The organism is Planktothrix pseudagardhii (genome assembly GCF_904830925.1).
GTDB classification, from domain to species: Bacteria; Cyanobacteriota; Cyanobacteriia; order Cyanobacteriales; family Microcoleaceae; genus Planktothrix; species Planktothrix tepida.
Window position 1 is genome coordinate 4,265,095 of the sequence record NZ_LR882967.1, and the last position, 26,203, is coordinate 4,291,297.

Genomic DNA, 26,203 nt, shown 5'->3' on the forward strand with positions numbered 1-26,203 from the left:
GATTAAGGAACTCAGTAGGGCTTTAAAAAGTTTAGCGTTTAAACCGCTTAAGTAATTCTGAGTAAAGCAAGTTAACGTGAGTTCGACGAAGCGATGGCGTAGCCGCCGCCTGTCGGCATCGCACCTGAGCACAAGACCACGAAGCGAGCGCATAGCCAGGGCTGGGGACGGAATTAGACATCAACAGGAGAAAGGGGGAGCGATAATAGAATATAAAAAATGTTCCGGGTCAAACGGATAAGCCGCCATTGCCAACGCATCCACCGCATCGTTTTTCCCGTGGCCGGGTAAATTTTTTCCCTCACGATAGCGTTTAAGCTCCATGTGACCGACCCATTTAACCTCAACTCCCTCACCCTTTAAAATCTGATAGAAGATGCGACTATAATGAATACCCGTCGGCTCTAAGACTGCTAAATTTGGCTCGTTTTCCCGAACAAATTCTACAAAATCCCACAGTGATTTTTGCCGATCACCTTTTGGGTTTGAGTAAAATCGTGGGTATTCTACCGCCGCGTTTCTTGCAGATTTTCGCCAATAATTTCCGAGTCCGCCTGCTGGATAATTCTCTAGCGGTTTAATTCTTGTAATAAAACCTCAGCTTGTACACCGTGATAAAGGCAGATGAAAGGGGGAAATTAATCCCCAAAGACAAATGATTTGGAAGTCTTACTCACCCTCCCGAATATTACGGTGTTCAGTTGCCAAGAAAAAGAAGGTTTTGTTGTTCTTAAGTTAGAACTATTAAAGGAATTACATCATTCGTTATGAAGAATATATCTATGAAAGAGTTAAAGAATTAACTGTAGAACAAGTCAGCCAAAACGAACAATATCGAACAACCAGTGGAGTCATGGAGGGATTAAACAACCGAATCAAATTAATTCTTCGTCAAAGCTATGGCTTCAAAAATTTTGAGATGATCCGTGAAAAGCTACTAGCTTGCCTTTTTATATAATCTTTACTTATCACCCTAAGTATAGGAGAGTCCTATTCATCTGCGTTTTACTGTTTGTTAAAAACATAATACAAATGTAATCTTTGTTAGGGCGATCGCTGTTTTGTTATAACCACGAATCTCTTTCAGGGATTTAAACTTGTCTGGGGAATCGATGCTAACGGATTAGTCAGCTTCTCGTCTATGGGGAAATGCTATCAACTGGAGAACAGTTGCAGTAGTATGGGAAAGGGGGTAAAGAGTAAGCGCAGGCGATTACGGACTTGTTAAGAGTCTGAGGAAAGTCCGGGCTCCCGAAAGACCAAACTTGCTGGGTAACGCCCAGTGCGAGTAATCGTGAGGATAGTGCCACAGAAAGATACCGCCTTTTTACAGTCAACCGTGAACAGTCAATCTTTTGATAACTGATAACTGATAACTGATAAGGGGTAAGGGTGCAAAGGTGTGGTAAGAGCGCACCAGCAACGTCGTGAGGCGTTGGCTCGGTAAACCCCGGTTGGGAGCAAGGTCGGAGGAACTAAGGTTGGTCTTTTTCCCGTTCCGATCAAAAGTGGTACCGCTAGAGGTGTTTGGTAACAGACATCCCAGATAGATAATCGCCATCTAAAGCTGATTTCAGCCTGGATAACAGAACCCGGCTTATGTCTGACTCTTTCCCTCCCTTTTTGACTAACAGGCAAGATGCCTGTGACACACACCTGACTTGATTGACAGGCAAGATGCCTGTTCTACTTTCACACTTATGACTCTTGGCTATCCAAATCGAAAACGCCAGTTACAAAAGCTGATCCAACGTTTGGGACTTTCTAATCAGGCTCCCATTCCCTGGGACTTGTTAGATTTGGCTTTAACTCACCCTACATTGTCAGCAGAAGCCAATTATGAACAATTGGAATTTGTCGGAGATTCGGTGGTGCGGTTGGTGGCATCTGAGTTGCTATTTGAAGTTTATCCCCACTGTCCGGTCGGAGAATTTGCGGCAATTCGTTCAATTTTAGTGAGCGATCGCACCTTAGCAGAAATCGCAGATTATTACGGAATGTCCCAATTTTTGCTCGCCGCCGGTAGTGCAATGCGGGATAAAGCTGGGGAAGAATCTCGTCTGGCGGACTGTTTTGAAGCGGTGTTAGCAACATTATATCTTGGGACTCACGATTTAACCTTAATTCGTCCTTGGTTAGATCCCCATTTTCGACAACGAGCCGCAGAGATTATTCGAGATCCGGCTCGTCATAATTATAAAGCTGCCTTACAGGAATGGACGCAAAGCCATCATAAAATTTTGCCCGAATATAAGGTGCAGCAAAATCGCCAAATTCATAATGATGAAGAACGTTTTACCGCAGAAGTTTGGTTAAAAGGTCGTAAACTGGGTGAAGGAACGGGACGGTCAATTAAATCGGCTGAACAAGCGGCGGCTCAAGTTGCATTTCTTTCTTTAGTAGATACCCAAAATCTGACAACTCTTCAGCATTAATCCCTTAAACACTGAACAACTAATAACTGACAACTGATAACTGACAAAATATACCCTGAATTTCTATGACTCATCCAATTAATATTGCTATCTTTGGTGCAGGTCGTTGGGGTGTTCATTTAATCCGTAACTTCCAGCAACATCCTGACTCTCAAATTGTGGCGATCGTAGATTCTAATCCCGAAGGTTTACAAGCTGTTAGAGAACGATTTCAACTCCCTGAAACGGTCAGGTTAGTAACGGATGGATCAACCATTTGGAATTTACCGAATTTAGATGCCGTTGTAATTGCGACTCCGGCGGTAACACATTTTTCTTTAATTTCAGCCGCTTTAAAAAATGGATGTCATGTTTTTACAGAAAAACCTTTAACTTTAAGTGTTTCTGAATCTTTGCAATTGTGTGAATTAGCAGAACAAAAACAGAAGCAACTTTTTGTGGATCATACTTATTTATTTCATCCGGCTGTAGAAGAGGGTCAAAGGGTTATTCAATCAGGAAAATTAGGAGAATTACGCTATGGTTACGCCACCCGAACACATTTAGAGCCTGTCCGACAAGATGTTGATGCGTTATGGGATTTAGCCATTCATGATATTGGAATTTTTAACCATTGGTTAGGGGAAAAACCCATCAAAGTTAAAGCGACTGGAACGGTTTGGTTACAACCTGAATCAGGGTTATCGGATTTAGTGATCGCTAATTTAGCCTATCCCAGTGGATTTCAAGCGTTTCTACATTTGTGTTGGCTAAATCCTGACAAACAGCGTCGTTTAGCAGCAGTTGGAACTCAGGGAACCTTAATTTTTGATGAACTCCAATCAGAAGCACCTCTTACTTTACAACACGGTTATTTTAATCGAATTGATAATACTTGGAAAGCGGCTGGATTAAATCAAGAAATTATTTCTATTGAACGCCGTGAACCTTTAGCTCAAGTTTGTGATCGCTTTCTCAATTCGATTCAGAATCATCAACCTTCCCCCATTTCTTCCGGCTGGGTTGGTGCAGAATTAGTTAATGTTTTGTGTGCGTTGAGTGAATCGTTAAAAGCAGATGGACAGCCTATTTTATTAGAGTAGGGAACATTTACAAGTTATTGATTTTTCATTCCTAAGTTGAAACTGAGTTAACTTTAGGAGGAGAAATTGAATCTTGATTTTCCGGCGATTTAACATCAGTATCGGACAAAGGAATTCCAATCATCACACTTGTTCCTTGATTTAATCCCGCACTATCGAGAACAATATAACCCCCCATCATTTGCATTAAACTCCGGGAAATCGCTAAACCTAATCCAATTCCCCCAAATTCCCGTGTCGTTGAACCATCCACCATCGCAAACGGTTGAAAGATTTTTTCCTGTTGTTCGGGCGCAATTCCAATTCCCGTATCCTTAATTGTTACCATAACTTGATACCGGATTAAAGCGGATTTTGAGCGGGGTTCATCTTCCGTTATTTCAAAAGGATTAGTATCAGAATTTTCGGGGGAATTTGAGATAGATTCAATGCAGGTTGCCATTGTAATTCCTCCAGACTTCGTAAACTTGACGCAATTGTCAATAATATTAATAAAAACTTGTTTTAACTTATCAGGATCAGCGTGAACAATAATCGGTTTATTTAGAATGGGTAGAGCAATGGTTAAGCCTTTTTGTTGAATATCTACCATTTTTAAATTCACCGCATCTTTCAGGGTTTGTTCTAAATCCGTTGGTTCAAGCATGACCGACAACTTGCCTTCTTCAATTAAAGCAATATCTAAAATATCATCAACTAAATTTAATAAATGTTTGCTGGAATCATAGGCAATTTGAAGATAATCGTCCTCTTCTTCTTGGGTATCACAAAATCCATCTTGAATTAAGTTAATTGAATTAATAATCCCATTTAAAGGGGTTCTTAATTCGTGAGAAACAACTCGCAAAAATTCATTTTTCAATCGATTAGCAACTTTGGCTTCTTTGGACGCATACTCTAAAGCTTGCGCTCTTGCTCTAAGACTCCCGACCATTGTATTCAGAGCTTCAGCTAATTGATTAAATTCTCGAATTTTAAGATTTCGAGGAACATTACCCGGAGCATCTAAATCATTAGCTTTGAGGGCATAATCTCTCAACTTTTCTAATGGATAAGCTAAATCTCTGGAAATATAAAGGGCTGCAATAATGCTGGCAATAACCAAACATAAAATTAATGAAATTAACAAAGACTTAATATCTCTTAATCCTGATAAAGCATCGTCTAAATCAACAACCGCTAAAACCACCCACTGATTATCCTTTTCTTGGGTAATTGGGCTAGGAATTGCATCATATCCTGCTAAAAGTTCCCGACCGGATTTATCAAAAGAAAATAAATGAATATAAGAATTTTTATTCTCTGCTAAAGCATTAGATAATAAGTTATTTAATCGATCAGAATCTGTTTCTTCTTCAATATTTCGCCCCACTTGATCAATGTTAGGATGACTGATAATAGTTCCCCCTTGATCAATAATCACTGTAAATCCTGTTAAAGATTTAGGACGATCTTTGGCTTCTAAATATAAGGTTGATTGCAAACTTAACGCATATTTTAATACGCTTTTATTTTTATTCTGATTAATATAAACTGGAGAACTAAATACTAATCTAACTTGATTCTGCCAATCTGACTGCTGTGAATCTACTTCAGGAGCTAAATAATTAATATAAATCTGAGAGTTTTGAGGCTTTTGTAAAGGCCAGAAATTTTTAGGGATAGAATAGATGGGCTGTTTTCCACAGGTACTCGCAACCACTTGTTCTGTTTGCAGATTAGTCAATTGTAGACAATTGACCACAGGAAACATTTGCCCTTTAAGCTGGGAAAGAAAAACAGAATACTGTTGAGTTTTCCCTGATTGTAAAACAATATTGTCCGTTGCAATCCTCAAATTAGACTGGATAGAAGCAGTCCATTCCTCAAGGGTTTGTGCTTTTTTAGTAGCACTCTCTGTTAAATTAAAACGGGCTGTTTCTAATAAACCAGAACGAGCTTTTCTATAAGTAACATACTCTCCCACAAGCAGCACAGGAAGACTAAGCAGTAAAATCTGCGTCAGTAGAATCCGGCGAAATGAAGATTGACGTAGCTTGGGCATAGTAGAAGATAGGAAACAGGAGACAGGTGGCAAGGGTGAACAGCACAGAGCAGTTCCCTGGATAATGGATCAATGATGCTTTGACTTTAACCGATCTGAATCCATCAGATCTAAAAAAACAGATCCCTATCCTAACCGACTGAGCGTCAAGTTTTGCAGCATCATCACGAGTTAGGGTTAAACCCTGACAATTTATCACTAAATTTGCTCGTTTACAAAACTGGACATGAGAGTTTTCATTGATTCAGTCTTAATTATTATATAAGATCAACGGTTCATCATCTATCCCCAATTGATCCCAGAAAATTTCTGAGGCTGCTCCACAAAGGACAAAAACTTCTCTGTTAATCGTGATCTGTTATCCCTGATGATCCTCTATAACGGCAATCTGATTTTTGCTCCCCAGGAAATCTTCTAAACTGTTCAGACACAGATCAAAAATTGATCATAGATCATCAAAGATAAATTGTTTTTTATTCAGAAAAATCTCAAATTTAACGCATGAGTTCTTTGAATCAGATCCAATGAATAATACTTTTAATTGATGGGGTTTATAGCTAGACTTTCTCCCCCAGGAATTGCAACTGGATTTGATGCTGTTTTTAGAGCTTTAATCCGGTCTCCTGTGTTGAGTCTGTGCAATCTTTAAAATTCTTATCGTTATCGCAAATTTTCCCCACCGATTCCACAGGTTTTCCACAGTGAAGCGCAACGTTTTCCCCAGGTAAAGCAGAGTTTTCCACAAGAGAAGACGTGAGGTTGCAGCCTGCTGGTGGAATTGGGGATTTTGCCTATCCCAGGGAAAAGGATGAGAAAAACGAGTTGTTTATGAACTTTTGTAACAGAAATAGCAGGTCAAATATCGATTCTTTCGTGACTGAATAGAAACTTCGTGACAGGTTGTAACAGTTTGCAACATTGACAACCCTACCCCTAGATCGCACAAAATGAATCGACTACCCAATTTCAACTTTTAGGGCTGAGGGGGAAATTGAGTCCCAACCCATCCCTGATGTTGAAATTGTGCATTGTCCTGTACCAACACCGATGAGAGCAGTTTCATGAACACAAGTGTAAGCATCTTGACCGAAATTCCTGAAACGCTGCACGAATCCCTCCAGGGCTATCTGGAGACCCACCCAGACTGGGATCAAGATCGGGTTTTTTCCGCAGCCCTGTCGCTTTTTTTGTTGCAGAATGGAAATAGCAACACCCCAGAAGCATCGAGCACTTATCATCAAGCGGCTCGTGTTTATCAGGAAACCCTATTTCAGTCTTAGGAAGAAAAATACTTCTGTGCAGTTGTTTCAGGTGAATCAGCAACAGGGGGATAAAGAAACCATTACCTAATTTTGTCGGCATCCGGATCGAATCTAAGGTGTTGCATCAACAGGTGCACCCTTTCGGTTCCGGGGGATAGACTGAGTAGAGAGTCCTTGACAACTGTTTACTCATCAATCAATCAAATCGATAACCAACACTTCTAACCGTTTGAATAAAGGAAGGATTTTTAGGGTCGGGTTCAATTTTTTTCCGAATTTGACCAATATGAACATCAATCACCCGTACCCCTTCACTACTCTCATCTTGATAGCCCCAAACTTTTTGTAATAGTTCTTTGCGTTCCCAAGCTCGACCCGGTTTACTCGCTAAACAATATAGCAGATCAAATTCCAACGCACTTAAAGTGACTAATTCACCTTTAAGATAAACTTCTCGTCGATTAGGATCAATCATTAAATCTCGATAGGTTAAACTCTGACGTTCTTTGTTAGATGTTGAGCGATGGCGCTTCAAAATGGCTTGAATCCGAAGGGTTAATTCTTCTAAATCAAAGGGTTTGGTTACAAAGTCATCTGCTCCTTGTTTTAACCCCAGTTTAGGATCTTGTTCACTGGTTAGCATTAAGATAAATACACTGGTTCGACTTTGCATTTCTCGGCATAATGCTAAACCTGTGGTATCGGGCAAATTCAAATCTAAAATCACTAAATCCGGGTTGAACTGTTCAAATGCCTTTAACGCTGAATCGCCGTCGGATGCAACCTCCAGTTGGTAGTTCTGTTGGCTAAGATAGCGACTAATTAAATTCCTGATTGCCGGATCATCATCAACTACAAGAATTTTTGCCGATGTCATAACAAGAGGGTTAAACGAAGAGGTGACTAAAAGGATAAGCTAAACACTTTTATACTCATTAAAGAGTTGAATTTTGTCCTCATTTCCTCAGAATGAATAGAGGGTATAAAAGAGGATAATATTCAAAACCTTAATATCAGTAGCTCCCCTTTGAATTGGACAATTATGTTCACCTACAAACCGTTAACAATTAATGATAATTATCTTTAATTATTGACGTTCTGTGGTGCGTCGATCAAACATATATCCCACACCCCGAATAGTCTTAATAAAAGAAGGTTTATCCGCATCAGGTTCGATTTTTTTACGAATCTGACCGATATGAACATCAACGACGCGCTGCTCTCCTTCATACTCATAATCCCATACTTCTTGCAATAATTCAGCCCGTCGCCAAGCTCGACCGGGTTTACGAGCTAAACAATACAGCAAATCAAATTCTAATGCACTCAGTGGGATGATTTCACCCCGAATATAAACCTCACGACGATTAGGATCAATGGTTAAATCCCCATAAACTAAACTTTTGGGTTGTGTTTGTACCGGAGTTCGTTGACGCTTCAAAATCGCTTTGATGCGAAGGTTTAACTCTTCTAAATCAAAGGGTTTTGTTACAAAGTCATCTGCTCCCTCCTTTAACCCGAGTTTGGGATCTTTTTCACTGGTTAGCATTAAAATAAATACACTGGTTCGACTTTGCATTTCTCGGCATAATGCTAAACCTGTGGTATCGGGTAAATTGAGATCCAATACTACTAAGTCAGGATTGAACTGTTCAAACCTTTCCAATGCCGAATGGCCATCACCCGCCGTGTCAACTTGATAGTCTTGTTGGCTGAGATAGCGACTAATTAAGTTCCGTATTGCCGGATCATCATCGACCACGAGAATCTTTGCAGATGCCATAACCACCCATATCGAGCAGAAGGTTGAGCAAGAATACTAAATAGACATCTCAATGTTAATGGAAAAGTTGAACCTACACCTAACAAAATGTCAATTTAGTTGTATTGCGTTACAGAGCGCGTAATATTTCAGGTAGTAGATGACCTGGAATTTGAGATAAAGCCTGATTTTGTCCCTGTAACCCAAACTCATTGTAGAAGGCGCGAATGGTTCTGAGCAAATAACTCAACGTCGTTTGATGATGTTCGGTGATCTTTGAGTTAGGGATAACACCCTCTGTTGGCCGTTGTTTTTCTAGCTGACTAGACCCATTAATATCAGCTTGAATATGGTGTTTGAGTGCGACTTCTAATAGAGAAATTCGAGTAGCTTTGCTCAGGGGGAAGTTCGAGTCTGTGGCAAGCTGGTAATGCGTAAGCCCTAGGTTATTATGAGTCGCTAACGGATCAAAGGTGAGTTGGGTTGGACTCAGAGCGGATGCAATTGAGAGCGCCTTTTGATAGGCTGCAATTGCCCTTTTAAAGAATTTAGCACGAATCTCTGACTTCTGATAGTGGTTGGCTAAATGCCAATAGGCTATGCCCAAGTTATTATAGGTGGCTGCACAGGCAATGGGGGCTGATGCGCTGGTGCGATAGGTTAAGGCTTGATGATAGGCATGAATAGCTTGCAGGAGCAATTTAGCTGAGGGTTGATATTGGCTGAGTGTCCAATAGGCGGTTCCTAAGTTGGTTTGGAGGAGGGCATAGTTGAGGGGGTCTTGTTGCGGGGTATAAAATTCCATCGCCTCAGTATAGGCAGCAATGGCGGCTTTGAGGTGAGGAATGGGGTGAGTTTGTTGGGCGAGTTTCCAATAGGTGGTTCCGAGGTTATTTTGAATCGTGGCATAATCTTGGATGTCAGAAGCATCAATTTTACTGTTGTTCAGCTTGAAGCAAGATAAGGCTTCTGTATAGGCAATCAAGGATTGTTCTAAGTTTTCAATGGGATCTCGTAGGGTGGCTAAATCACTGTAGGCTGTTCCTAGGTTTTTTTGGATTTTGATGATCAGGTGGGGTTGAACTTCGGGGTTAATTTTCATCAAAGCATTTTGATAGAAAATAATGCTTTGTTCTAAATCGGAAACCACATCGGCTGAAGAATGTTTCTCTGGAACTCGTTGGCGAAATCGCATCCAATACAAGGTTCCTAAGTCATTACAGATATCAATCGAATTAGGGGAATGATTTAACAACAACTCGGTTTCTGGGACAATCTCTAAGGCTTTTTCATGGGCTTGAATGGCAAGGGTGTAGTTGAGTTCTGAATTTTCTCCAGCTAAAATGCGATCGCGGTAAATTGTTCCTAATTGGCGATAGGCTTGGCGCAGGGAGAAAGTGTCGGACTGTCGTTGCAGGTGCTGAATCTGATCCAGGAGTTGTTTTAAAGGATCAGATATTGTCTCGTCTCGGTGTGCAGCAACCCCAGGAGAATCTAAGGGAATCGTCTCTGATTCTAAATCACTGGGGGTTGGATCACTCATCCAGTGAAACACTCCGGTTCGTCTGCGCCAAAACTCCGGTGCAGATTGTTGGATACAGCATAACCAAGGGGAAGAAATCCACAGCACTAAGCTACATTCTAAGCTCTCAAGATGCTGTTCTAGGGTGCGTAAATGCCGTAAAAATGACCATTGCATCGCCGGAGGTTGGCGGGTGAGATGTTCAACGCCTAAAATTTGAAATCCGAGCAAAGATTTAGGGTCAGAATTAGATGAATTTTGAGCATACCATTGGGTAATTGCTTCAAAGGGATTAGGATCGTTTAAATCCAGTTTTAAATTAATTAAGGGTGAGAAAAGCGGGGAATTTAAACTGTGTTGCGCGGTTGAGACTGTCTGATTTTTGGCTAACAAATCTTTTTCTAATTGGAGTATCAGATAATTCCGCAACTTTAAGTTATCACAAACCGCAATAAAAATTTGATGGCGAAGTTGTAAACGTAGCGCCTGTTGTAAACGATGATAAGTTTGCTGATCAGTTTCCGAGAATAGAATGGAAGAATTGTTGCTCGTCGCCATTGTCAATCATTAAGCCATTACACCTCTACTTCTTTTCTTCTATCAAGTTGTTCTGGCTCAGGAGGAGGCGACTTTTTAACGGTTATTTAAGAATAGTAAAAATTTTCACAGAACCCGCCCCTACTCTTAAAATTCCCTATTTTCCATAAGGACGAGTTCAATTGTATCTTTGAGATTAACAAAAAAATTCCCAAAACCCACCTGGACTGAAACGTTGATATTTTAGGATATGGAAGCAGCGAGGACGACTAAACCCCCCACTAAGACAATCCCGGCAATACCCGCAATCAGATAATTCCGTTTTTGTGAACTGGTCGGGGGTTCGGCTGTATAAACTTTAGGTTCCACCGCGAAGTTATTTAGGCGTCCACCCTCTTCTTTTGTATAAGGCATGAGTAAAAATCCATAGATTACTATCTGGGATCAACCATAACAAAAATTTACACAAAAGGGAAACATTAACTGGTAATTGTACCTGTTAAGGGGGAAGAAGCTTCAGCGTAGGTTTTAACAGGGATGCGTCCGGCCAGATAAGCTAAACGTCCGGCTTCGGTAGCCATTCCCATCGCTTTTGCCATAGCGATTGGATTTTGGGCTAAAGCGATCGCTGAATTAATTAATAACGCATCCGCCCCCATTTCCATAGCTAATGTGGCTTCACTGGGCGCACCAATGCCCGCATCCACAACAACCGGAATTTTGGCATTATCGATAATAATGGCAATATTGGCAGCGTTCCTAATTCCTTGTCCTGAACCAATGGGAGATCCTAATGGCATTACCGTTGCACAGCCAACTTCTTCTAATCGTTTCGCTAAGAGTGGATCGGCGTTAATATACGGTAACACCGCAAAGCCTTCTTTCACTAATTGTTCGGCGGCTTCTAAGGTTCCAATCGGGTCAGGAAGCAAATATTTACTATCAGGAATCACTTCTAATTTGACAAAATTATTGTCTTCCTGTCCTAATAATTTTGCCATTTCCCGCCCTAATCTGGCTACCCGAATGGCGTCTTCGGCGGTTTGACATCCGGCGGTATTCGGAAGCATCCAAATTTTATTCCAATCAATGGCTTCAGCTAATCCTTCATGTCCGGGAGCTTGGGTTTGGACTCGTCTAACAGCAACGGTGACAATTTCACAGCCACTCGCTGCAATACTATCTTGCATTTGTTGGAGGTTGCGATATTTCCCGCTTCCCGTCATTAACCGAGATTTAAAGGTTTTTCTCCCAATGGTTAAGGGGGTATCCAGAAGAGATGGGGTTGGTTTTTCTAGGGTTTGCATCCGTGTTAATCCTGAATCTAAATTGTTCAAATCGGTTTATTTTATCGTTCAACTTTTATTGTAATTCAACTGGGGAAAAACCGATCAATTATCTCGGATTTTTGAAGTTAATCTTCAAAAATCCTAATGGATTATTATTGTTCTTCGATTAAATAAGAACACCAATCACTCCAACTTCCTCCGTACAGTTTGGCGTGATGAATTCCAGCTAATTCTAAGGATAATAAATTGACACAAGCTGTAACTCCTGAACCACAATAAACGATAATTTCTTCAGCCTCTTTAATATTTTCCCAACGTTGAGATTGTTCATTGATTTTAACAAATCCGGTGGGTTCTGTCACCTCTTGCCAAGGATAATTAACCGCCCCCGGAATACACCCAGCAATGGGATCAATGGGTTCGGTTTTTCCTAAATAACGTTCCGGTTCACGGGAGTCTACAACCACAACTCCGGGTAAATCTTTTCGGGCTTTTACCGTTTCAATATTAACTAACATTTCGGGATGAATTTGCGGTGTAAATTGTCCGAATTGGGCTGAGGGAATTTCCGAACTAATCGGATATCCCGAATTTTTCCACTGGCTAAATCCACCATCTAATAAAATGACTTTTTCATGTCCATAATAACGCAGCAACCACCACAACCGCGAAGCAAAAGCGAATCGAGAATCATCATAAGCTACAACTAAGGTTTGTTGAGAAGTTATGCCAATTTCTGATAATTTCGCAGCAAGTTTTTCTGGGTTGGGTAGGGGGTGACGTCCGCCGTGTTTTTGAATCGGACTCGCTAAATCCTGGTCTAAATCTAAATAATAAGCACCCGGAATATGACCGTCTTGATATTGTTGTTGACCGAGTTGGGGATTTGCTAAGGAAAATCGACAATCTACAATGACGATATTGGAATCTTCGAGATGGTTTACTAACCATTCTGGGGAAACAATTAATTGGGGTTCTGTCATGGCAATATTGATAATAATGTGATTTAAAGGTTCATGGGTAGCCCTGAAGGGCTTACTACTTAATCAGGGGAATTTATTTTATAATTATCATATCGGATTCTTAAATAGAATGAGTTTAATCTTTTTTACAGAAATCAGGAAAAACGTTATGATGGCTAATGCTCAACCCGATAGGGCGCGTGAAGATGATCTCGAAGCTGAAAAGAACAGTCTAATCAAGCATGAATGGTTATTATAAATAGTTAGATAGTGCCTGTGCTGCACTTACACACCCTACAGAGGAGAAAAAATGATAGAAAATAGAGGATTAATACCCCAATTAACGGCTGATGGTTCGTTTACGTTTTTCTCTTCGGAATTTGGAGAATTATTCCATAGTCATTTTGGGGCGAAACAGGAAGCAGAACACAAATTTGTTGAACCCTTACAATTAAGAAAGAAAGCCCAAAAATCTTCTTTATTTTTGCTTGATATTTGTTACGGTTTGGGTTATAATACAGCCGCGGCTTTAACCGCGATTTGGGATATTAATCCTAACTGCAAAATTGAATGGATCGGCTTAGAATTTGATCCCAGAATTCCGCCAGCAACCCTAGAGTTTAATTTACTGAATGACTATCCTAATTATATTCAAGAAATTTTAAAAGAACTCGCCCAAAATTATTATCTAAAAACAGAATTATTGAATGCTGAGTTAAGGATTGCAGATGCTCGAAATACCATTCAAACTGTTCATCATTCTGGGTTTAAAGCCGATGCAATTTTTCTTGATCCCTTTTCCCCGCCCCATTGTCCCCAATTGTGGACAGTCGAATTTTTAACTCTAGTTGGCCAATGTCTCAAACCCCAGGGACAGTTAGCCACTTATTCCTGTTCGGCTGCGGTCAGAAGGGCTTTACTGGACGCGGGATTAAACATTGGTTCTACCTCTCCAGTGGGTAGGCGCACACCAGGAACAATCGCCAGTTTTGAGGGTTTACCGCCTCTGTCTCTCCAAGAACAGGAACATCTGCAAACCCGCGCCGCCATCCCGTATCGAGATCCCAGTTTATCCGATACGGCGGAAGTGATTATCCTCCGTCGCCAAGCCGAACAAGACATCTCCCCCCTAGAACCCACATCCCATTGGAAGAAACGATGGCGCAATCAGTCCATCTTGTGAAAAGATGGATTAAGATGCGATTTATCGTGTCTATTACTCACAGTTGACACCAAAACGGTAGATGGTAGCGGTAGCAATTTTAGCGGCGGGACGCGGAACTCGCATGAAATCTGACCTTCCCAAGGTTTTGCATGAATTGGGGGGACGTACTTTAGTTCAACGGGTTTTAGAAAGTTGTGTTCGGCTGCAACCTTCTCGGAGATTAGTAATTGTGGGCTATGGTGCTGATTTAGTCCGCGATTCTCTTCAACAAACAGATGCTATTGCAAACGGACAAAATCATCCACCAGCTTTAGAATTTGTTGAACAAATCGAACAATTAGGGACAGGCCATGCGATTCAACAATTACTCCCCTGTTTAACAGACTTTACAGGAGATTTACTGGTTTTAAATGGGGATGTTCCTTTATTACGCCCTGACACTTTAGAACAGTTAATTAAAATTCACAAAGAACACGGAAATGCAGCGACTTTATTAGCCGCCCATTTACCTAATCCTAAAGGATATGGTCGGGTATTTTGTGATAGTCAAAATTTAGTCAAGCAAATTGTTGAGGAACGAGATTGTACCGATGCTCAACGCCAAAATCATCGGATTAATGCGGGAGTTTATTGTTTTAATTGGCCGAAATTAGCAGAAATTTTACCCCACCTCAAAGCCGATAATGATCAACAGGAATATTATCTCACAGATACGGTTCATCTTTTGGATCAAGTGATGGCGGTGGATGTGGATGATTATCGAGAAATTTTAGGGATTAATAGTCGCCAACATTTGGCGAATTCCTATCATGTTTTGCAAGATTGGGTTAAAACGAAGTGGATGGCAGCCGGAGTCACCATAATTGACCCCGATAGTATCACAATTGATGATACGGTACAGTTAGAACCCGATGTGATTATTGAACCGCAAACTCACTTACGAGGAAACACAATTATTCAAACGGGAAGTCGCATTGGCCCTGGAAGTTTAATTGAAAATAGTCAGATTGGAAAAAATGTCACGGTGCAGTTTTCCGTTGTTTCTGATAGTGTTATTGCGGATGAAACCCGCATAGGGCCTTATGCCCATTTAAGGGGTCATGCAAAAGTCGGTGAACACTGTCGCATCGGAAATTTTGTAGAATTGAAAAATGCAGAGGTGGGAAATCGCACAAATATTGTCCATTTATCCTATTTGGGAGATGCCACATTAGGAGATAAAGTTAATATTGGGGCGGGAACAATTACGGCTAATTATGATGGGGTGAAAAAGCATCGCACAACTATTGGAGATCGAACTAAAACCGGGTCAAATAGTGTTTTAGTCGCCCCCCTAACCTTGGGAACTGATGTGACGGTGGCGGCGGGTTCTGTTGTTACTGATGATGTTCCTGATGATAGTTTAGTCATTGCTCGTGAACGTCAAGTGATTAAACCCGGTTGGCGCTTAGAATCCCCAGAATAATATTAACCCAATTCCCCATTCGTAATTCGTAATTCCCCATTCCCTGTTCCCTGGTTTAATATGACGAAAACTTCTTCTTCTCCTCCGGTGATTTCTTCCCCTAACTTGATTCAACAGAGTTTTCCAGGTTTATACTCCTTTTGGAAATTTTCTCGCCCCCATACAATTATTGGAACCAGTTTAAGCGTATTAGGGGTATATTTAATTGCCATGAGTGAGTTTAGGCAATTTCCAGGTTTTAGTTGGAATGGGTTGGCTTTATTTTTCAGTTGGTTAGCTTGTATTTGTGGCAATATTTATATTGTGGGTTTAAATCAACTGGAAGATATTGAAATTGATCAGATCAATAAACCCCATTTACCCTTAGCTGCTGAGGAATACTCCCGGTTTCAAGCTCAACTGATTGTCGGAATAACGGGAATATTAGCATTAAGTATTGCAGCCTTTCAAGGCTATTATTTATTGGGAATGGTAGGAATTAGCTTGTTTTTAGGGACAATCTATTCTTTACCCCCCATTCGGTTAAAACGCTTTCCCTTTTGGGCTGCATTTTGTATTTTTACCGTTAGGGGAATTATTGTTAATTTAGGGTTATATTTACACTTTAGCTGGCTTTTATCGGGGAAATCCCTATCCTTAATCCCGACAATACCGCCTTCTGTTTGGGCGTTAACATTATTTATTTTAGTGTTTACCGTAGCGATCGCAATTTTCAAGGATATTCCAGATTTAGAAGGCGATCGCCAATTTCAGATTAACACTTTAACGATAAAATTAGGAACCGTTACAGTCTTTAATATCTCTCGATGGATACTTACTCTTTGTTATCTCGGAATGATTCTAGGGAGTTTTACTTTACAATCCCCTGTCAATTCTCTATTCTTAGGGTTAAGCCATTTTATTTTACTGGCTGTCTTATGGTGGCGTAGTCTAAGCATTGATTTAAGCCAAAAACAATCCATCGCCCAAGGTTATCAATTTATTTGGAAACTCTTTTTCCTAGAATATTTAATCTTTCCCCTCTCCTGCTTATTCACTTAATTAAACTCAGGAAAGGGTATCATAACCGACCCTCTAATTTAACTCTGGAAGCAACCCCAAAGACAGGAAGAGATAGTTAAGTTTTTGTAATCAGTTTGTAAAAATAGTTTTATTTTTTAAAAGTTTGTCAGGGAATCTTGATATTTTATTGAAAATACCTCTCAAATAGTTGACGAAATCATAGGGGTTCTGGTAGACTTAAAAAATACCACCCAAGGGGTTATTGTGTCTATAGGTCAATTTTGGGGCTAAAACGCTTATGCTGTCGTAAAATATCTTGATTTTCTGACTAAATTTCCGTTTGGCGATGCACGAGTTTTGGGAGGGGAACATCAAACCGAAAACAGGGGGCTTGACAAATTTCACATTTTATGCAATTAGACAATAGCGATCGCCCTATACCCGGATAAATCTTAAAGACCTTTGTGGTTTCTAGCCAACGACCAGAAGTCAGTAATATTGTATCCAAATTCCTGGATCATTTTTCTTAATAAAGGTAAGCTCAATCCAATCACATTGGTATGACATCCTTCTAATTTTTCCACAAATAACCCCCCCTTTCCTTCAATAGCAAAACACCCAGCACAGTTGAGGGGTTCTCCGGTAGCAATATAAGCTTCAATTTCCCTATCGGAAATATCAGAAAAATAAACGTTAGTCGTTTGACAATGAACTAAAGTTTGGTGGGTTGAAACATTAACTAAAGCATGACCCGTATAAAGTTGTCCAACTTGACCTCGCATGGTTTGCCAACGGGCGATCGCTTCTTCAATATTAGCAGGTTTGCCATAAATTTCTCCCTCAACCGCCAGAACCGAATCACATCCCAAAACTAAGATTATTCCCTCCTCGATCTGAGGAGAATTGATTAAGGTTTGGGTTACAACTTCTGCTTTAGCTTGGGCGAGTTTCTGTACTAACTGTACCGGATTAGAATCTTGGATTTGAGATTCATCAAAATCACTAGGGGAAATTATAGGCTGAATTCCCACCGTTTCTAATAACCGTTTGCGCGCTGGAGAAGCAGAAGCTAAAATAAATGTGATTCGATTAGGCTGAGTCATAAACGCAATGGATCTTAATTAATACACGTTAAAAGATTGAACAACTTGTTCCAAAAGTTGATGAGCTTTTTGCCAACGTTTTTCAGTGGTAGAAACATTTAATGTAAATAGTTTACCGCGACTAATGGCAACACTGGCAAAATCATGACGTTTTTGTTCATTAGGGAGTTGTACCGCATATTCTAACCAATAATAAAGATTCGATCCTTTCGTGTATGATTCTGCACTAATCAGTTCGGCGGTGCGTCCTGAACCTTCAGGAGCGATCGCTTTTTTACTTAAGGTATATCCGACTTCTGTGGGGCTTCCAATATCGGATAAAGTTTGACTGGGATTAGAAATAGGATTAATTACCACACTGACATTTTCACTTTGTTCAATCATATCGTGTAGCACCGTATCAGGGCCGTTAGACACACTCACCTGCGTCCATCCATTCGGATACGCAAATTCATAGCCATCTGCGGTATCAACAAAGCTATTTAATCCGACACCAACAGACACACAACCTGTTAAGCTAAGGCTAAAACAGACTAAAGCAATTGCCAAAATTCGTTTGAACATCTGAGCGTTTCCCTTATTAAATCTTGAATAAGTTCGTTTTACTGGGATCTGGGCGATCTCAGTTCTGTTATTTTCTCATTATTTGGGCGCTTGGGTTCAATTTTTATCAATTCCTGTTTGAATGGGAGTAATTGGCGATATTCAGTTAATTAATTCATCACTTGTCTGCAAATCTTTCAAGAGTTTCTCCGTAATTTCAATCAGTTCATAGACAAAATTTTGCGTAAGTTGTGTCGTTTTAAAACCATGAGCAATAGCGTTACGGAATGAGATCGCATCCATGAGTAACCGATACTCAGATTGAGAAATTATGCCCTCTGTTGCTAGTTGTTTGACTAAATAAAGTGGATCAAGTCTTTGTAAACTCAATTCTTCTTTTTCTGTAATTAACCTTAAAGTTGCCTCAACTAAAGACCAACAATACAACATCGCTGATTCTAAATGTTGCGTTGTTAGTTGCTTTACTACTTGCAATTGTGATTCAATTTCATCTTTTTGCAACGAATATTCTGCTTTCGGGGAATAGGTTATATCCTCCGGGTTAATCATCACAAACTCAAACCTCCAGCCCGGATGTTTTTCTACTGCTTGGGCTAAATTTTGTAAATATTGATCAGAGTAAGAGTTGAGTGAAGCGCGGGACTTAACCTCAATAACGACTGCTTCTTCGCCCCGACGGACTATCAGATCAGGACGATAACTTTTCAGGAAATCAGGTAATTCTTCAAGGTTAGGATGAAGGAAAATCTCATAACCTTTTTGGCAATAATTCTCGGCTAATTTGAGTAATTGTTCTCTTTCCTGCTTGGCAGTTAAAGTTGACATCATATAAGTACCTCTTGGTCAGGAGCATCAAGTACGACAATATGCAAAAATTGATTCCCACGGGCAAAGCCTTCTGCCAATATCGAGGTCATATTTTCTATCTTAAAGTTACCTGATAAATTCCTCTTCCTAACGATAATATCGGTTACTTGACCATCATCGACATAGGCTAACCCGATAATTGAATCTTGAATGGGTTTAACTATATTATCCACATCTATAGCCACAGAATCGTAGAAATAGGTTATTTGCAGCATAACAAATCCAGTAGGGGTTTGTTGATCCGAAGACCAGTATTTTTCCGCCTCTTGTCGTACTGTTGCTTTCCATTCTCTAAGACGCTCTCGTCTACGAGCTTGTTGTGATACTGGTGGCCCATCTACTATAAACTCAAATTTGCTCAATGTGTTAATTACCCCAAACGAATCCTGTCTATAACTTACACTCTCTCTTAGCTATAGTAATTCGCGCCGAGATTGTAATAATTTTAAACGTCTATGAAACAGCAAAAAGTAGCGGAAATTATTTCTCGAATTCATCGAATCTCTTGACTTCTACTCCTAAAAAGCTGACTACAATTTGATAGAATAAAACCAGAAAATTAGGGTCAGAGAATCTCATGAGCTTAGACAAAATTATTGTTCCCTTAGATGTTCCAACTCAAGAAGAGGCGATCGCACTGGTTGAAAAACTGCCTCAAGTCACATTTTGGAAAGTCGGTTTAGAATTATTCGTCAGTTGTGGCCCCGAAATTCTAACCTTCCTCAAAGCTCAACAAAAACGTATTTTTCTTGATTTAAAATTCCATGATATTCCCAATACTGTAGCCGGAGCTTGTCGATCTGCATCCCGATATGGGGTTGATTTAATCACCGTTCATGCAACCGCCGGAAAAACAGCCTTAAAAGCAGCCCAAAAAGCAGCAGAAGAGGGAGCAAATGAAGCCGGGTATCCCACCCCCAAATTAATCGCCATTACCCTATTAACGAGTTTAAATTCCAGGGATTTAGCCTTTGATTTAAAAGTCCCTTTAGAATTACCAGAATATACATTAAATATGGCTTTATTAGCTCAAGAAAGCGGGTTAGCAGGAGCCGTTTGTTCCCCCCTGGAAGTCTCCCAACTCCGTCAAACCTGCGGAAATGAGTTTTTATTCGTCTGTCCTGGGGTACGTCCCGCTTGGTCAGAACGCGGCGATCAACAACGCACCTTTACCCCCGCCCAAGCTCTCAAAGCCGGAGCCGATTATCTTGTCATCGGACGTCCGATCACCGCCTCAGATGACCCCACAACTGCCCTACAACGAATTGTTGAGGAAATAAGTTGATTGTTGACGGTGAGTTTATAATCCCAAATCAACAGCGACCCGATGGGCACAGGCGAAGCCGGAGAAGGCAACAGCGTTTAATCCTTGGCCGGGGAAGGTGCTATCACCGACACAATATAGCCCTCGAATTGACGTGCGGTTAAAGGGCATTCCTAGGAGTCCCTTTAACTTGTAGGCGGGAATGGGGCCATAGGTTCCATCCTGTCGGTTCAAAAAGCGACGATGCGATCGTGCCGTTCCCACTTCCATATAATCTAACCCCGCATCTAACCCCGGAAAAAAGGTTTCTAACTGATTAATAATTCTACCTGCGGCTTCTTCTTTTTTAGCTTCATATTCTGACTCTGGTAATTTTTCCCACTCATCAATCCAACTAGGGGTAAAGGTATGAACAATATGATACCCTTTTGGAGCTAAACTCGGATCTAATAAAGTAGGAATGGAGACAAAAATTGTTCCTTCTGGTTCCTCCATTTTTTCCCAATCTTTAACAATAATATGGTGACAATCCGTTTCCGGGGGTAAGACAGACGCTTCTACTCCTAAATGTAAACTCAAGAAACTCGGAGATTTTTGATAACGTTCTCGCCATTTATGTTCAGCCCTAGGAATTAATTCCGGGGGGATTAACTTACCAAAGGTATCCCAACGAGTCGCATTAGAAACGATGCGTTTTCCTCGATAAACTGTGCCATCAACAAGCTGCACACCTACCGCTTTTCCGTTTTCTAGCAAAATTTGTTTAACTCTAGCTTTATATTCAATTTGTCCCCCGAATTTTTCTAATCCTTCCACTAATTTCAGGGCGATTTGACCGACGCCTCCTTTAGGATAATTAATTCCTCCATAATGGCGATCGGAAAATACCATTCCAGCGTTGATCATCGGAGTTAAATCCGCCGGAACCACTGACCAGCAGTAACATTCAATATCGATAAATTTTAAAAGTTCAGGATCAGTAATATAACGTTTCGCTATATCCCCGACGTTTTGGGGAAGATACTGCACTAACCCTAAACAAGATCCGGGCTCTTGGAAAAACACCCGCATTAAGTAACGAGGTTCTTCCAAGGACAGCAACTCCATTGAGTTCAAACAGTTAAAGACGTTCCAGCATTCATCATAAAATTTACGAATTCCTTTTTCTTCGTGGGGGAACCGGGTAATGAGTTCTTGCAAAAATTTCTCATAATTCCGGTGAACTCTCAATGTCAGATCATGGGGTAGATGATAGTGGATTTGAACCGGGTCGGGAATCGTCTCTAAGGTAACGTTTACCGCTTGTAACGCACGAGTGAGAAGATTGGTAGTTCCTTTGTCCCCAAAGCCAAAAATCATCGACGCACCGACATCAAATCGATATCCCTCTCGTTCAAAATATGCAGAACTTCCACCGGGGATGATATAGCTTTCCAACACAAGAACTTTTGCGCCCTTCGCAGCTAATTGGGTCGCAGTCACCAGTCCTCCAATACCAGAACCAATGACAATCACGTCAAATTCCTGATAGGCATCAGAACTATATTCAGCAAAAGACTGGAATGGCGTAGAAACAGGCATCGGGTCAACTCTCTTAAGCATTTCCTGACTCTACAGTGTAGCGTCTTCCGCCCAATTCAGAGAGTTCAATCTTCACACTTCCCCCAAAAACCCTTAACCACTATGGCGCTACGCTTTAGGTAACAGGGAACAGCGAACAGGGAACAGTAAGAAGTGAAAGGGTTTCAGGATTCAAAAATTTCCTAACTGTAATGCGTAGTGCTATAACTCTTAACCCCCTCCTCTCCCAACTCATCCCCTCATCCCCTCATCCCCTCCTCTCCTCATCCCCTCATCCCCTCATCCCCTCATCCCCTCATCCCCTCATCCCCTTGTCCCCTTGTCCCCTTGTCCCCTTGTCCCCTTGTCCCCTTGTCCCCTCATCCCCTCATCCCCTCATCCCCAACAAGAAATTCGGGGCGAGTCTACCATAGCCGACTGCCCCGTTTGCCGATCCTTTGAGAGGAGAACACTACAATTTACTATAGTCTTATTGAAAATAATTGTCAACTTATAGTTACATTTTTTAAAATATTGAGTAAAAATTTGGGTTTATAGCTTTGTCGTTATAGGATGTCACTATGGAGCAAAAAATATACTTAGTCTAACTTTTAGGTTTTAAGTGGGCTGTATAGTCCCACGTTAACTTGTAGAAACATGAAACACACCCTATCTGTTCTAGTAGAAGATGAAGCCGGAGTCCTGACGCGAATTGCAGGTTTGTTTGCGCGTCGAGGTTTCAATATTGAGAGTTTAGCCGTAGGCCCTGCTGAACAATCTGGTATTTCTCGAATTACAATGGTTGTTCCAGGAGATGACCACATTATTGAACAGTTGACTAAACAACTCTACAAACTGATCAATGTTCTCAAAGTGCAGGATATTACCGAGGTTCCCTGCGTGGAACGAGAGTTGATGCTATTAAAGGTCAATTACAATAGCAGCACTACTCGCTCAGAAATTATTGAGTTAGCCCAAATTTTCCGAGCGCGGGTTGTTGATATTGGCGATGACTCCCTGACCATCGAAGTCGTCGGCGACCCTGGAAAAATGGTAGCCATTGTCCAAGTCTTAAGCCGCTTTGGTATTCGGGAAATTGCTCGCACGGGTAAAATTGTCTTGGTGCGGGAGTCGGGCGTGAATACCGAATTCCTCAAAACTCAAGCTCCTGTTGAAGCTCGGTTCTAGGACTTCCCGGTTTCTGAAAACCAGAGATGAGGACTGTCCACTTCCCCCCTTCAGCATAAAGTTAGGGGGGGATATGATTTTCCTTTTTAAAGAAATGTTGATTTTTAAGTCATTATTCCAGAAAATCCGTTAGAATAGATCAAGGTGAGTGTTCACGCAGTGTCGAGGCTGATCAGTTAAAGTTATGAACATTAACGTCATGAATGAAGAAGATTGTTCAGCCGTTTATAACGCGCTGATAGAGATGTTAAATTCTATAAAATTGGGGTGGGTAACAGAACAAGTCGCCGATGTTATTAGCGCGGGAAAAACCACTGAAGAGATTGTATCCGGTCGAAAATCTCCTGATTTAAAATTAAGTTATTATACCCCCCAAGAACAATTGTTACTGTTGATTTATGCGATTGAAAAATCGGTGATTCATACCGGAGAAATTGAAGGTGAAATCATGGATATTTTTAGCCATGAAGCGACAACTTCTGATTTAAAACCCGAATTAAGGTTTACCTCATCGGTGGATGGAAAAGGGAAACTGTTTAAATATAATATTGAATCCGTTAATAGCCGAAAACAAAAAATTCAAGAATTACAAAAATTATTGGGACAATTACGTCAGGAGATTGGAAGCGATGTCAATTAATACAGCCTTACTCGAAAATATCAATCAACAGTTAAAACAAAGTTTAAATCCTGATCTCAAAACGGCTAAAGATCTGAACGATTGGTTTAAATTTTACATTTTCAATATTATTGTGAAAGCAGCCCGGAATGAAGGAGCTTTTGTTTATTATAAAGATGTTTTGAAACGAAATCCTGAAACCTTAGTATTTCGTAGACGGGCTGGACAAATTTATGATCTCACCCAACCTTATACCCATGCTGTGATTGAATTTGAACAAAAACCTCCGTTAGAAATTCATGTCGGAGTTAAAATTCATGGTCGGTTAAGGGTGTTGTATGATTGTGATGTTTGTGTTCTTTATAAAATGGAAGCCGATAGTTGTCGCACTAATAAACGAGAACCTCGCGCCTCTCGAATTTTTCTCGCCATCGATTGTCAACATTATGCCTCGGAATTGCGCCTAGAATTTGCTCAAGCTTTTATTGCCTTTTCTTCAGAATTAAGAGTAGCTGGGGATTGTTATTTTGTATCTAATAGTGCGTCTAATCCCGTGGCAAAACTGTTAGCCAGTCGGAAACGTAAATGGGAATATGATATTGTTCCCAGCCAAACCAATAATGTTAATCGGTTGATGTACGAATTTCAGACCAAATTCAAAGATTTTAAAGCTAGAAATTAATCCTTTAAAGATGAACTCAGGGACATTTCGCTCCCGGATGATCCAGGTAGAAAACGTTGATCTTAAGCAATTTTTACCTTGATCCAAGGTCAGCAGAGGAGAGAGGATTATTAACTGTCCCCCTAATCTGCAACAATAGTAACATCCCCACTCGGAAGGGTTGAGGGACTGTTGTGTTTTTTTATTCAACTCAAAATATTTGGGATATGAAACGTTATCGTTCACTTCTGGCTTGTATTTTAGCCCTAGTTAGGGCTTGCTGAAAAAGTAACAGAAAAGCAAAAGAATGATTAACTAGCAAATGGAGTCAGAAGGATAAATAAGTTTTTTTTGAGATAAGGAGTTAACAGATAAATTCTGGTAATCAATAACTCGAAAAAAGTAATTGAACAAAAAAATTGACCTAAAAATCCGTCTAAGAATCACAGAGAGATTCATGACTAAAAAAGTAATAGCAATTGCTGTTTCGGAAGTATGAGCTAGTTTATTCATAATCCGATTCAGGCTAAATCTTCTTTTCCCTTGGCCAAATTTCCCCTCAATGGAATTCCGAATTTTTTCATCCTCTAACGCCTGTTTCTTAGTAGCTTTACTAAGATTTGCTGACGGTCTCCCTAATGGGAGGCCACTGATTCTAATTCCTCTGTCTTTACACCAAGCTCGGTTGTCTCTAGTCCGGTAAATTTTATCTACATGGACTGATTCAGGATAATGCCCCGTGTATTCTTTAAAAGCCTCTATTTGTGTTTTTAAATCACAGGATTCGTTAAAATTATCCCAACTAATCCGGTCAAGAAATACATATTCATCCAGACAACTCGCAGACAATTTAGCACCAAATTCTACTGACGTTCCGGCTTTACCTCGCACAATCGGACGAATATGAGGTTGGCTCAAACTGACGATTCTATCGGAAATGCTCTGTTTGTTATTCTCATACATCCATTGCTGTTGACGGTAAACTTCTGATATTACTAATAAACTCTTATATTGCTTGTTATTTAAGCAATCTAGCGTTGCTCCATTGTCGATGAGTTGGTCTATATGTCCTAAGTTTCGTTTAATATATTGCAGTTGTTTTTTAACTGCTTTTCGTCTTTTTTGTCGGGAAGGTCGGCGTTGTTTGGCTACTTCTAGGTAGTCTTTTCTGGCTGTTTTTCGATAAGTTCTTGGTTTCTTTTCTGATTTATCCTGACGACTTTTATGCAAACTATCAATGATTTTTTCTGTCTGTTCTCTGGCTTTATTTAAAATTTTTAAGTCTGTTGGATATGTGATATCCGCAGGTGCACAAGTCGCATCAGCTATTAATTTTCCTCGGTTTTTCCTCTCACTTCCCTCTTCAGCTTCTGATTGATTTTCTGAGGCTGGCTCGGAACTCGCCTCTCGCATTCTTTTGACCATTAACCGATTAACTTTATTCACTAAATTTACATTGATTCTCGTCCGAAAGTGCACTAACATTGAGGCATCAAATGGAGCTTCGTTCCTGTATTCTGACAACCCGATAAAATACTGCAAGTAGGGATTTTCTTTGATTTGTTCTACTGTTTCTCGGTCGCTTATCCCTAATTTTTCTTTAATGATTAAGGCTCCTAATGCCATTCTAAATGTTTTGGCGGGTGCTCCCATCACAGATGAGAATAATTCTGCATATTCCACTTCAAATTCTTCCCACGGTATCCATTGAGCCATGATTACCCAGCGATTCTCTTCTGAGAGTTTTCCCTCAAATGGCAGTTTGAACTCTTCGGGTGGTGTTTTCTGTTGTTCGTCTTTACGGTACATTTTCCCCAACTCCTGCCAGGTTTTTGCGCTATTTTACACCC

Annotated in this window: 25 protein-coding genes, 1 other RNA gene and 1 pseudogene; 12 read left to right on the plus strand and 15 right to left on the minus strand. The window is 40.5% G+C overall.

All coding sequences use genetic code 11. From position 1 onward, the window contains the following. Positions 1 to 31: 31 nt before the first annotated feature. Together NMK36_RS18140 and NMK36_RS18145 are read right to left on the minus strand one after the other, a co-directional pair. On the minus strand, positions 32 to 181 hold the full coding sequence (locus NMK36_RS18140) for a hypothetical protein (RefSeq protein WP_186440370.1): 150 nt from the start codon (positions 179 to 181) through the stop codon (positions 32 to 34). Then, a complete protein-coding gene (locus NMK36_RS18145; protein WP_186440371.1) occupies positions 181 to 324 on the minus strand; it encodes a hypothetical protein in 144 nt (47 codons plus the stop codon). Before NMK36_RS18145 ends, NMK36_RS18140 begins: the two co-directional genes overlap by 1 nt. A gap of 511 nt (positions 325 to 835) precedes the next feature. Between NMK36_RS18145 and NMK36_RS28825 the strand changes: the two are divergent. From NMK36_RS28825 to NMK36_RS18165, 4 genes and pseudogenes are all read left to right on the plus strand, one after another. Next, positions 836 to 958 (plus strand): annotated as a pseudogene (locus NMK36_RS28825) (transposase); the annotation flags it as partial. Positions 959 to 1,196: 238 nt separating this feature from the next. Continuing rightward, positions 1,197 to 1,615: RNase P RNA component class A (gene rnpB / locus NMK36_RS18155), an RNA gene on the plus strand. Between the two features lie 85 nt (positions 1,616 to 1,700). After that, positions 1,701 to 2,435 carry a ribonuclease III gene (rnc, locus tag NMK36_RS18160; RefSeq protein WP_254174341.1) on the plus strand — a complete coding sequence of 245 codons (735 nt, stop codon included), beginning with the start codon at positions 1,701 to 1,703 and terminating at the stop codon, positions 2,433 to 2,435. A 65-nt stretch (positions 2,436 to 2,500) separates the two neighbouring features. Further along, a complete protein-coding gene (locus NMK36_RS18165; RefSeq protein ID WP_072719646.1) occupies positions 2,501 to 3,517 on the plus strand; it encodes a Gfo/Idh/MocA family protein in 1,017 nt (338 codons plus the stop codon). Between the two features lie 31 nt (positions 3,518 to 3,548). Here NMK36_RS18165 and NMK36_RS18170 read toward each other — a convergent pair whose 3' ends face one another. Next, positions 3,549 to 5,561 (minus strand): sensor histidine kinase, encoded by a 2,013-nt coding sequence (locus tag NMK36_RS18170; RefSeq protein WP_072719647.1) that lies wholly within the window; start codon positions 5,559 to 5,561, stop codon positions 3,549 to 3,551. Positions 5,562 to 6,622: 1,061 nt separating this feature from the next. On the opposite strand from NMK36_RS18170, the gene NMK36_RS18175 reads away from it, so the two are divergent. Continuing rightward, complete coding sequence (locus NMK36_RS18175) at positions 6,623 to 6,841, plus strand: DUF2811 domain-containing protein (protein WP_254174342.1); 219 nt, start codon at positions 6,623 to 6,625, stop codon at positions 6,839 to 6,841. A 178-nt stretch (positions 6,842 to 7,019) separates the two neighbouring features. Here the strand turns inward: NMK36_RS18175 and NMK36_RS18180 are convergent, their stop codons facing one another. The 6 genes from NMK36_RS18180 to NMK36_RS18205 all read right to left on the minus strand — a co-directional run bounded on the left by NMK36_RS18180 (position 7,020) and on the right by NMK36_RS18205 (position 12,916). Beyond that, positions 7,020 to 7,700, minus strand: a complete 681-nt coding sequence (locus NMK36_RS18180) for a response regulator transcription factor (RefSeq protein ID WP_072719649.1) — start codon at positions 7,698 to 7,700, stop codon at positions 7,020 to 7,022. Between the two features lie 210 nt (positions 7,701 to 7,910). Beyond that, positions 7,911 to 8,606: a response regulator transcription factor gene (locus NMK36_RS18185; RefSeq protein ID WP_072719650.1), complete on the minus strand. Its 696-nt coding sequence runs from the start codon at positions 8,604 to 8,606 to the stop codon at positions 7,911 to 7,913. A 109-nt stretch (positions 8,607 to 8,715) separates the two neighbouring features. Continuing rightward, positions 8,716 to 10,665: a tetratricopeptide repeat protein gene (locus NMK36_RS18190; RefSeq protein ID WP_072719651.1), complete on the minus strand. Its 1,950-nt coding sequence runs from the start codon at positions 10,663 to 10,665 to the stop codon at positions 8,716 to 8,718. 222 nt (positions 10,666 to 10,887) lie between these two features. Beyond that, the gene (psb34, locus tag NMK36_RS18195) at positions 10,888 to 11,058 is read right to left on the minus strand and encodes a photosystem II assembly protein Psb34 (protein ID WP_139295065.1); all 171 of its coding nucleotides are present in this window, start codon (positions 11,056 to 11,058) and stop codon (positions 10,888 to 10,890) included. Between the two features lie 65 nt (positions 11,059 to 11,123). Continuing rightward, positions 11,124 to 11,951 carry a thiazole synthase gene (locus tag NMK36_RS18200; RefSeq protein WP_072719652.1) on the minus strand — a complete coding sequence of 276 codons (828 nt, stop codon included), beginning with the start codon at positions 11,949 to 11,951 and terminating at the stop codon, positions 11,124 to 11,126. Positions 11,952 to 12,085: 134 nt separating this feature from the next. Further along, a complete protein-coding gene (locus tag NMK36_RS18205; protein WP_072719653.1) occupies positions 12,086 to 12,916 on the minus strand; it encodes a sulfurtransferase in 831 nt (276 codons plus the stop codon). A gap of 289 nt (positions 12,917 to 13,205) precedes the next feature. Here NMK36_RS18205 and NMK36_RS18210 point away from each other — a divergent pair, with 289 nt between their 5' ends. From NMK36_RS18210 to NMK36_RS18220, 3 genes are all read left to right on the plus strand, one after another. Further along, complete coding sequence (locus tag NMK36_RS18210) at positions 13,206 to 14,078, plus strand: tRNA (5-methylaminomethyl-2-thiouridine)(34)-methyltransferase MnmD (RefSeq protein WP_072719654.1); 873 nt, start codon at positions 13,206 to 13,208, stop codon at positions 14,076 to 14,078. A 61-nt stretch (positions 14,079 to 14,139) separates the two neighbouring features. Further along, a complete protein-coding gene (gene glmU, locus NMK36_RS18215; RefSeq protein WP_072719655.1) occupies positions 14,140 to 15,525 on the plus strand; it encodes a bifunctional UDP-N-acetylglucosamine diphosphorylase/glucosamine-1-phosphate N-acetyltransferase GlmU in 1,386 nt (461 codons plus the stop codon). A 60-nt stretch (positions 15,526 to 15,585) separates the two neighbouring features. Next, complete coding sequence (locus tag NMK36_RS18220; protein ID WP_254174343.1) at positions 15,586 to 16,566, plus strand: homogentisate phytyltransferase; 981 nt, start codon at positions 15,586 to 15,588, stop codon at positions 16,564 to 16,566. Positions 16,567 to 16,979: 413 nt separating this feature from the next. Here NMK36_RS18220 and NMK36_RS18225 read toward each other — a convergent pair whose 3' ends face one another. The 4 genes from NMK36_RS18225 to NMK36_RS18240 form a co-directional block, all read right to left on the minus strand. Continuing rightward, complete coding sequence (locus NMK36_RS18225; RefSeq protein WP_072719657.1) at positions 16,980 to 17,630, minus strand: Maf family protein; 651 nt, start codon at positions 17,628 to 17,630, stop codon at positions 16,980 to 16,982. A gap of 18 nt (positions 17,631 to 17,648) precedes the next feature. Next, entirely contained in the window at positions 17,649 to 18,194 is a 546-nt protein-coding gene (gene psbP, locus NMK36_RS18230) for a photosystem II reaction center PsbP (protein WP_072719658.1), read from the minus strand. Positions 18,195 to 18,335: 141 nt separating this feature from the next. Further along, positions 18,336 to 19,022: a hypothetical protein gene (locus NMK36_RS18235; protein ID WP_254174344.1), complete on the minus strand. Its 687-nt coding sequence runs from the start codon at positions 19,020 to 19,022 to the stop codon at positions 18,336 to 18,338. Further along, positions 19,019 to 19,423, minus strand: a complete 405-nt coding sequence (locus NMK36_RS18240; protein ID WP_254174345.1) for a RusA family crossover junction endodeoxyribonuclease — start codon at positions 19,421 to 19,423, stop codon at positions 19,019 to 19,021. The genes NMK36_RS18235 and NMK36_RS18240 overlap by 4 nt, the downstream gene beginning before the upstream one ends. A 215-nt stretch (positions 19,424 to 19,638) precedes the next feature. On the opposite strand from NMK36_RS18240, the gene pyrF reads away from it, so the two are divergent. Beyond that, positions 19,639 to 20,346, plus strand: coding sequence for an orotidine-5'-phosphate decarboxylase (gene pyrF, locus NMK36_RS18245; RefSeq protein WP_072719661.1), 708 nt, complete (start codon positions 19,639 to 19,641; stop codon positions 20,344 to 20,346). Positions 20,347 to 20,361: 15 nt separating this feature from the next. Here the strand turns inward: pyrF and crtH are convergent, their stop codons facing one another. Then, positions 20,362 to 21,906, minus strand: coding sequence for a carotenoid isomerase (crtH, locus tag NMK36_RS18250; RefSeq protein ID WP_072719662.1), 1,545 nt, complete (start codon positions 21,904 to 21,906; stop codon positions 20,362 to 20,364). 636 nt (positions 21,907 to 22,542) lie between these two features. Here crtH and ilvN point away from each other — a divergent pair. The 3 genes from ilvN (at position 22,543) to NMK36_RS18265 (ending at position 24,374) form a co-directional block, all read left to right on the plus strand. Next, complete coding sequence (gene ilvN / locus NMK36_RS18255) at positions 22,543 to 23,073, plus strand: acetolactate synthase small subunit (RefSeq protein ID WP_072719663.1); 531 nt, start codon at positions 22,543 to 22,545, stop codon at positions 23,071 to 23,073. Positions 23,074 to 23,257: 184 nt separating this feature from the next. Continuing rightward, the gene (locus tag NMK36_RS18260; protein WP_245824258.1) at positions 23,258 to 23,713 is read left to right on the plus strand and encodes a hypothetical protein; all 456 of its coding nucleotides are present in this window, start codon (positions 23,258 to 23,260) and stop codon (positions 23,711 to 23,713) included. After that, entirely contained in the window at positions 23,703 to 24,374 is a 672-nt protein-coding gene (locus NMK36_RS18265; RefSeq protein WP_245824259.1) for a hypothetical protein, read from the plus strand. The genes NMK36_RS18260 and NMK36_RS18265 overlap by 11 nt, the downstream gene beginning before the upstream one ends. A 294-nt stretch (positions 24,375 to 24,668) precedes the next feature. Here NMK36_RS18265 and NMK36_RS18270 read toward each other — a convergent pair whose 3' ends face one another. After that, positions 24,669 to 26,162 carry an IS5 family transposase gene (locus NMK36_RS18270; protein ID WP_254173932.1) on the minus strand — a complete coding sequence of 498 codons (1,494 nt, stop codon included), beginning with the start codon at positions 26,160 to 26,162 and terminating at the stop codon, positions 24,669 to 24,671. Positions 26,163 to 26,203 lie beyond the last annotated feature (41 nt).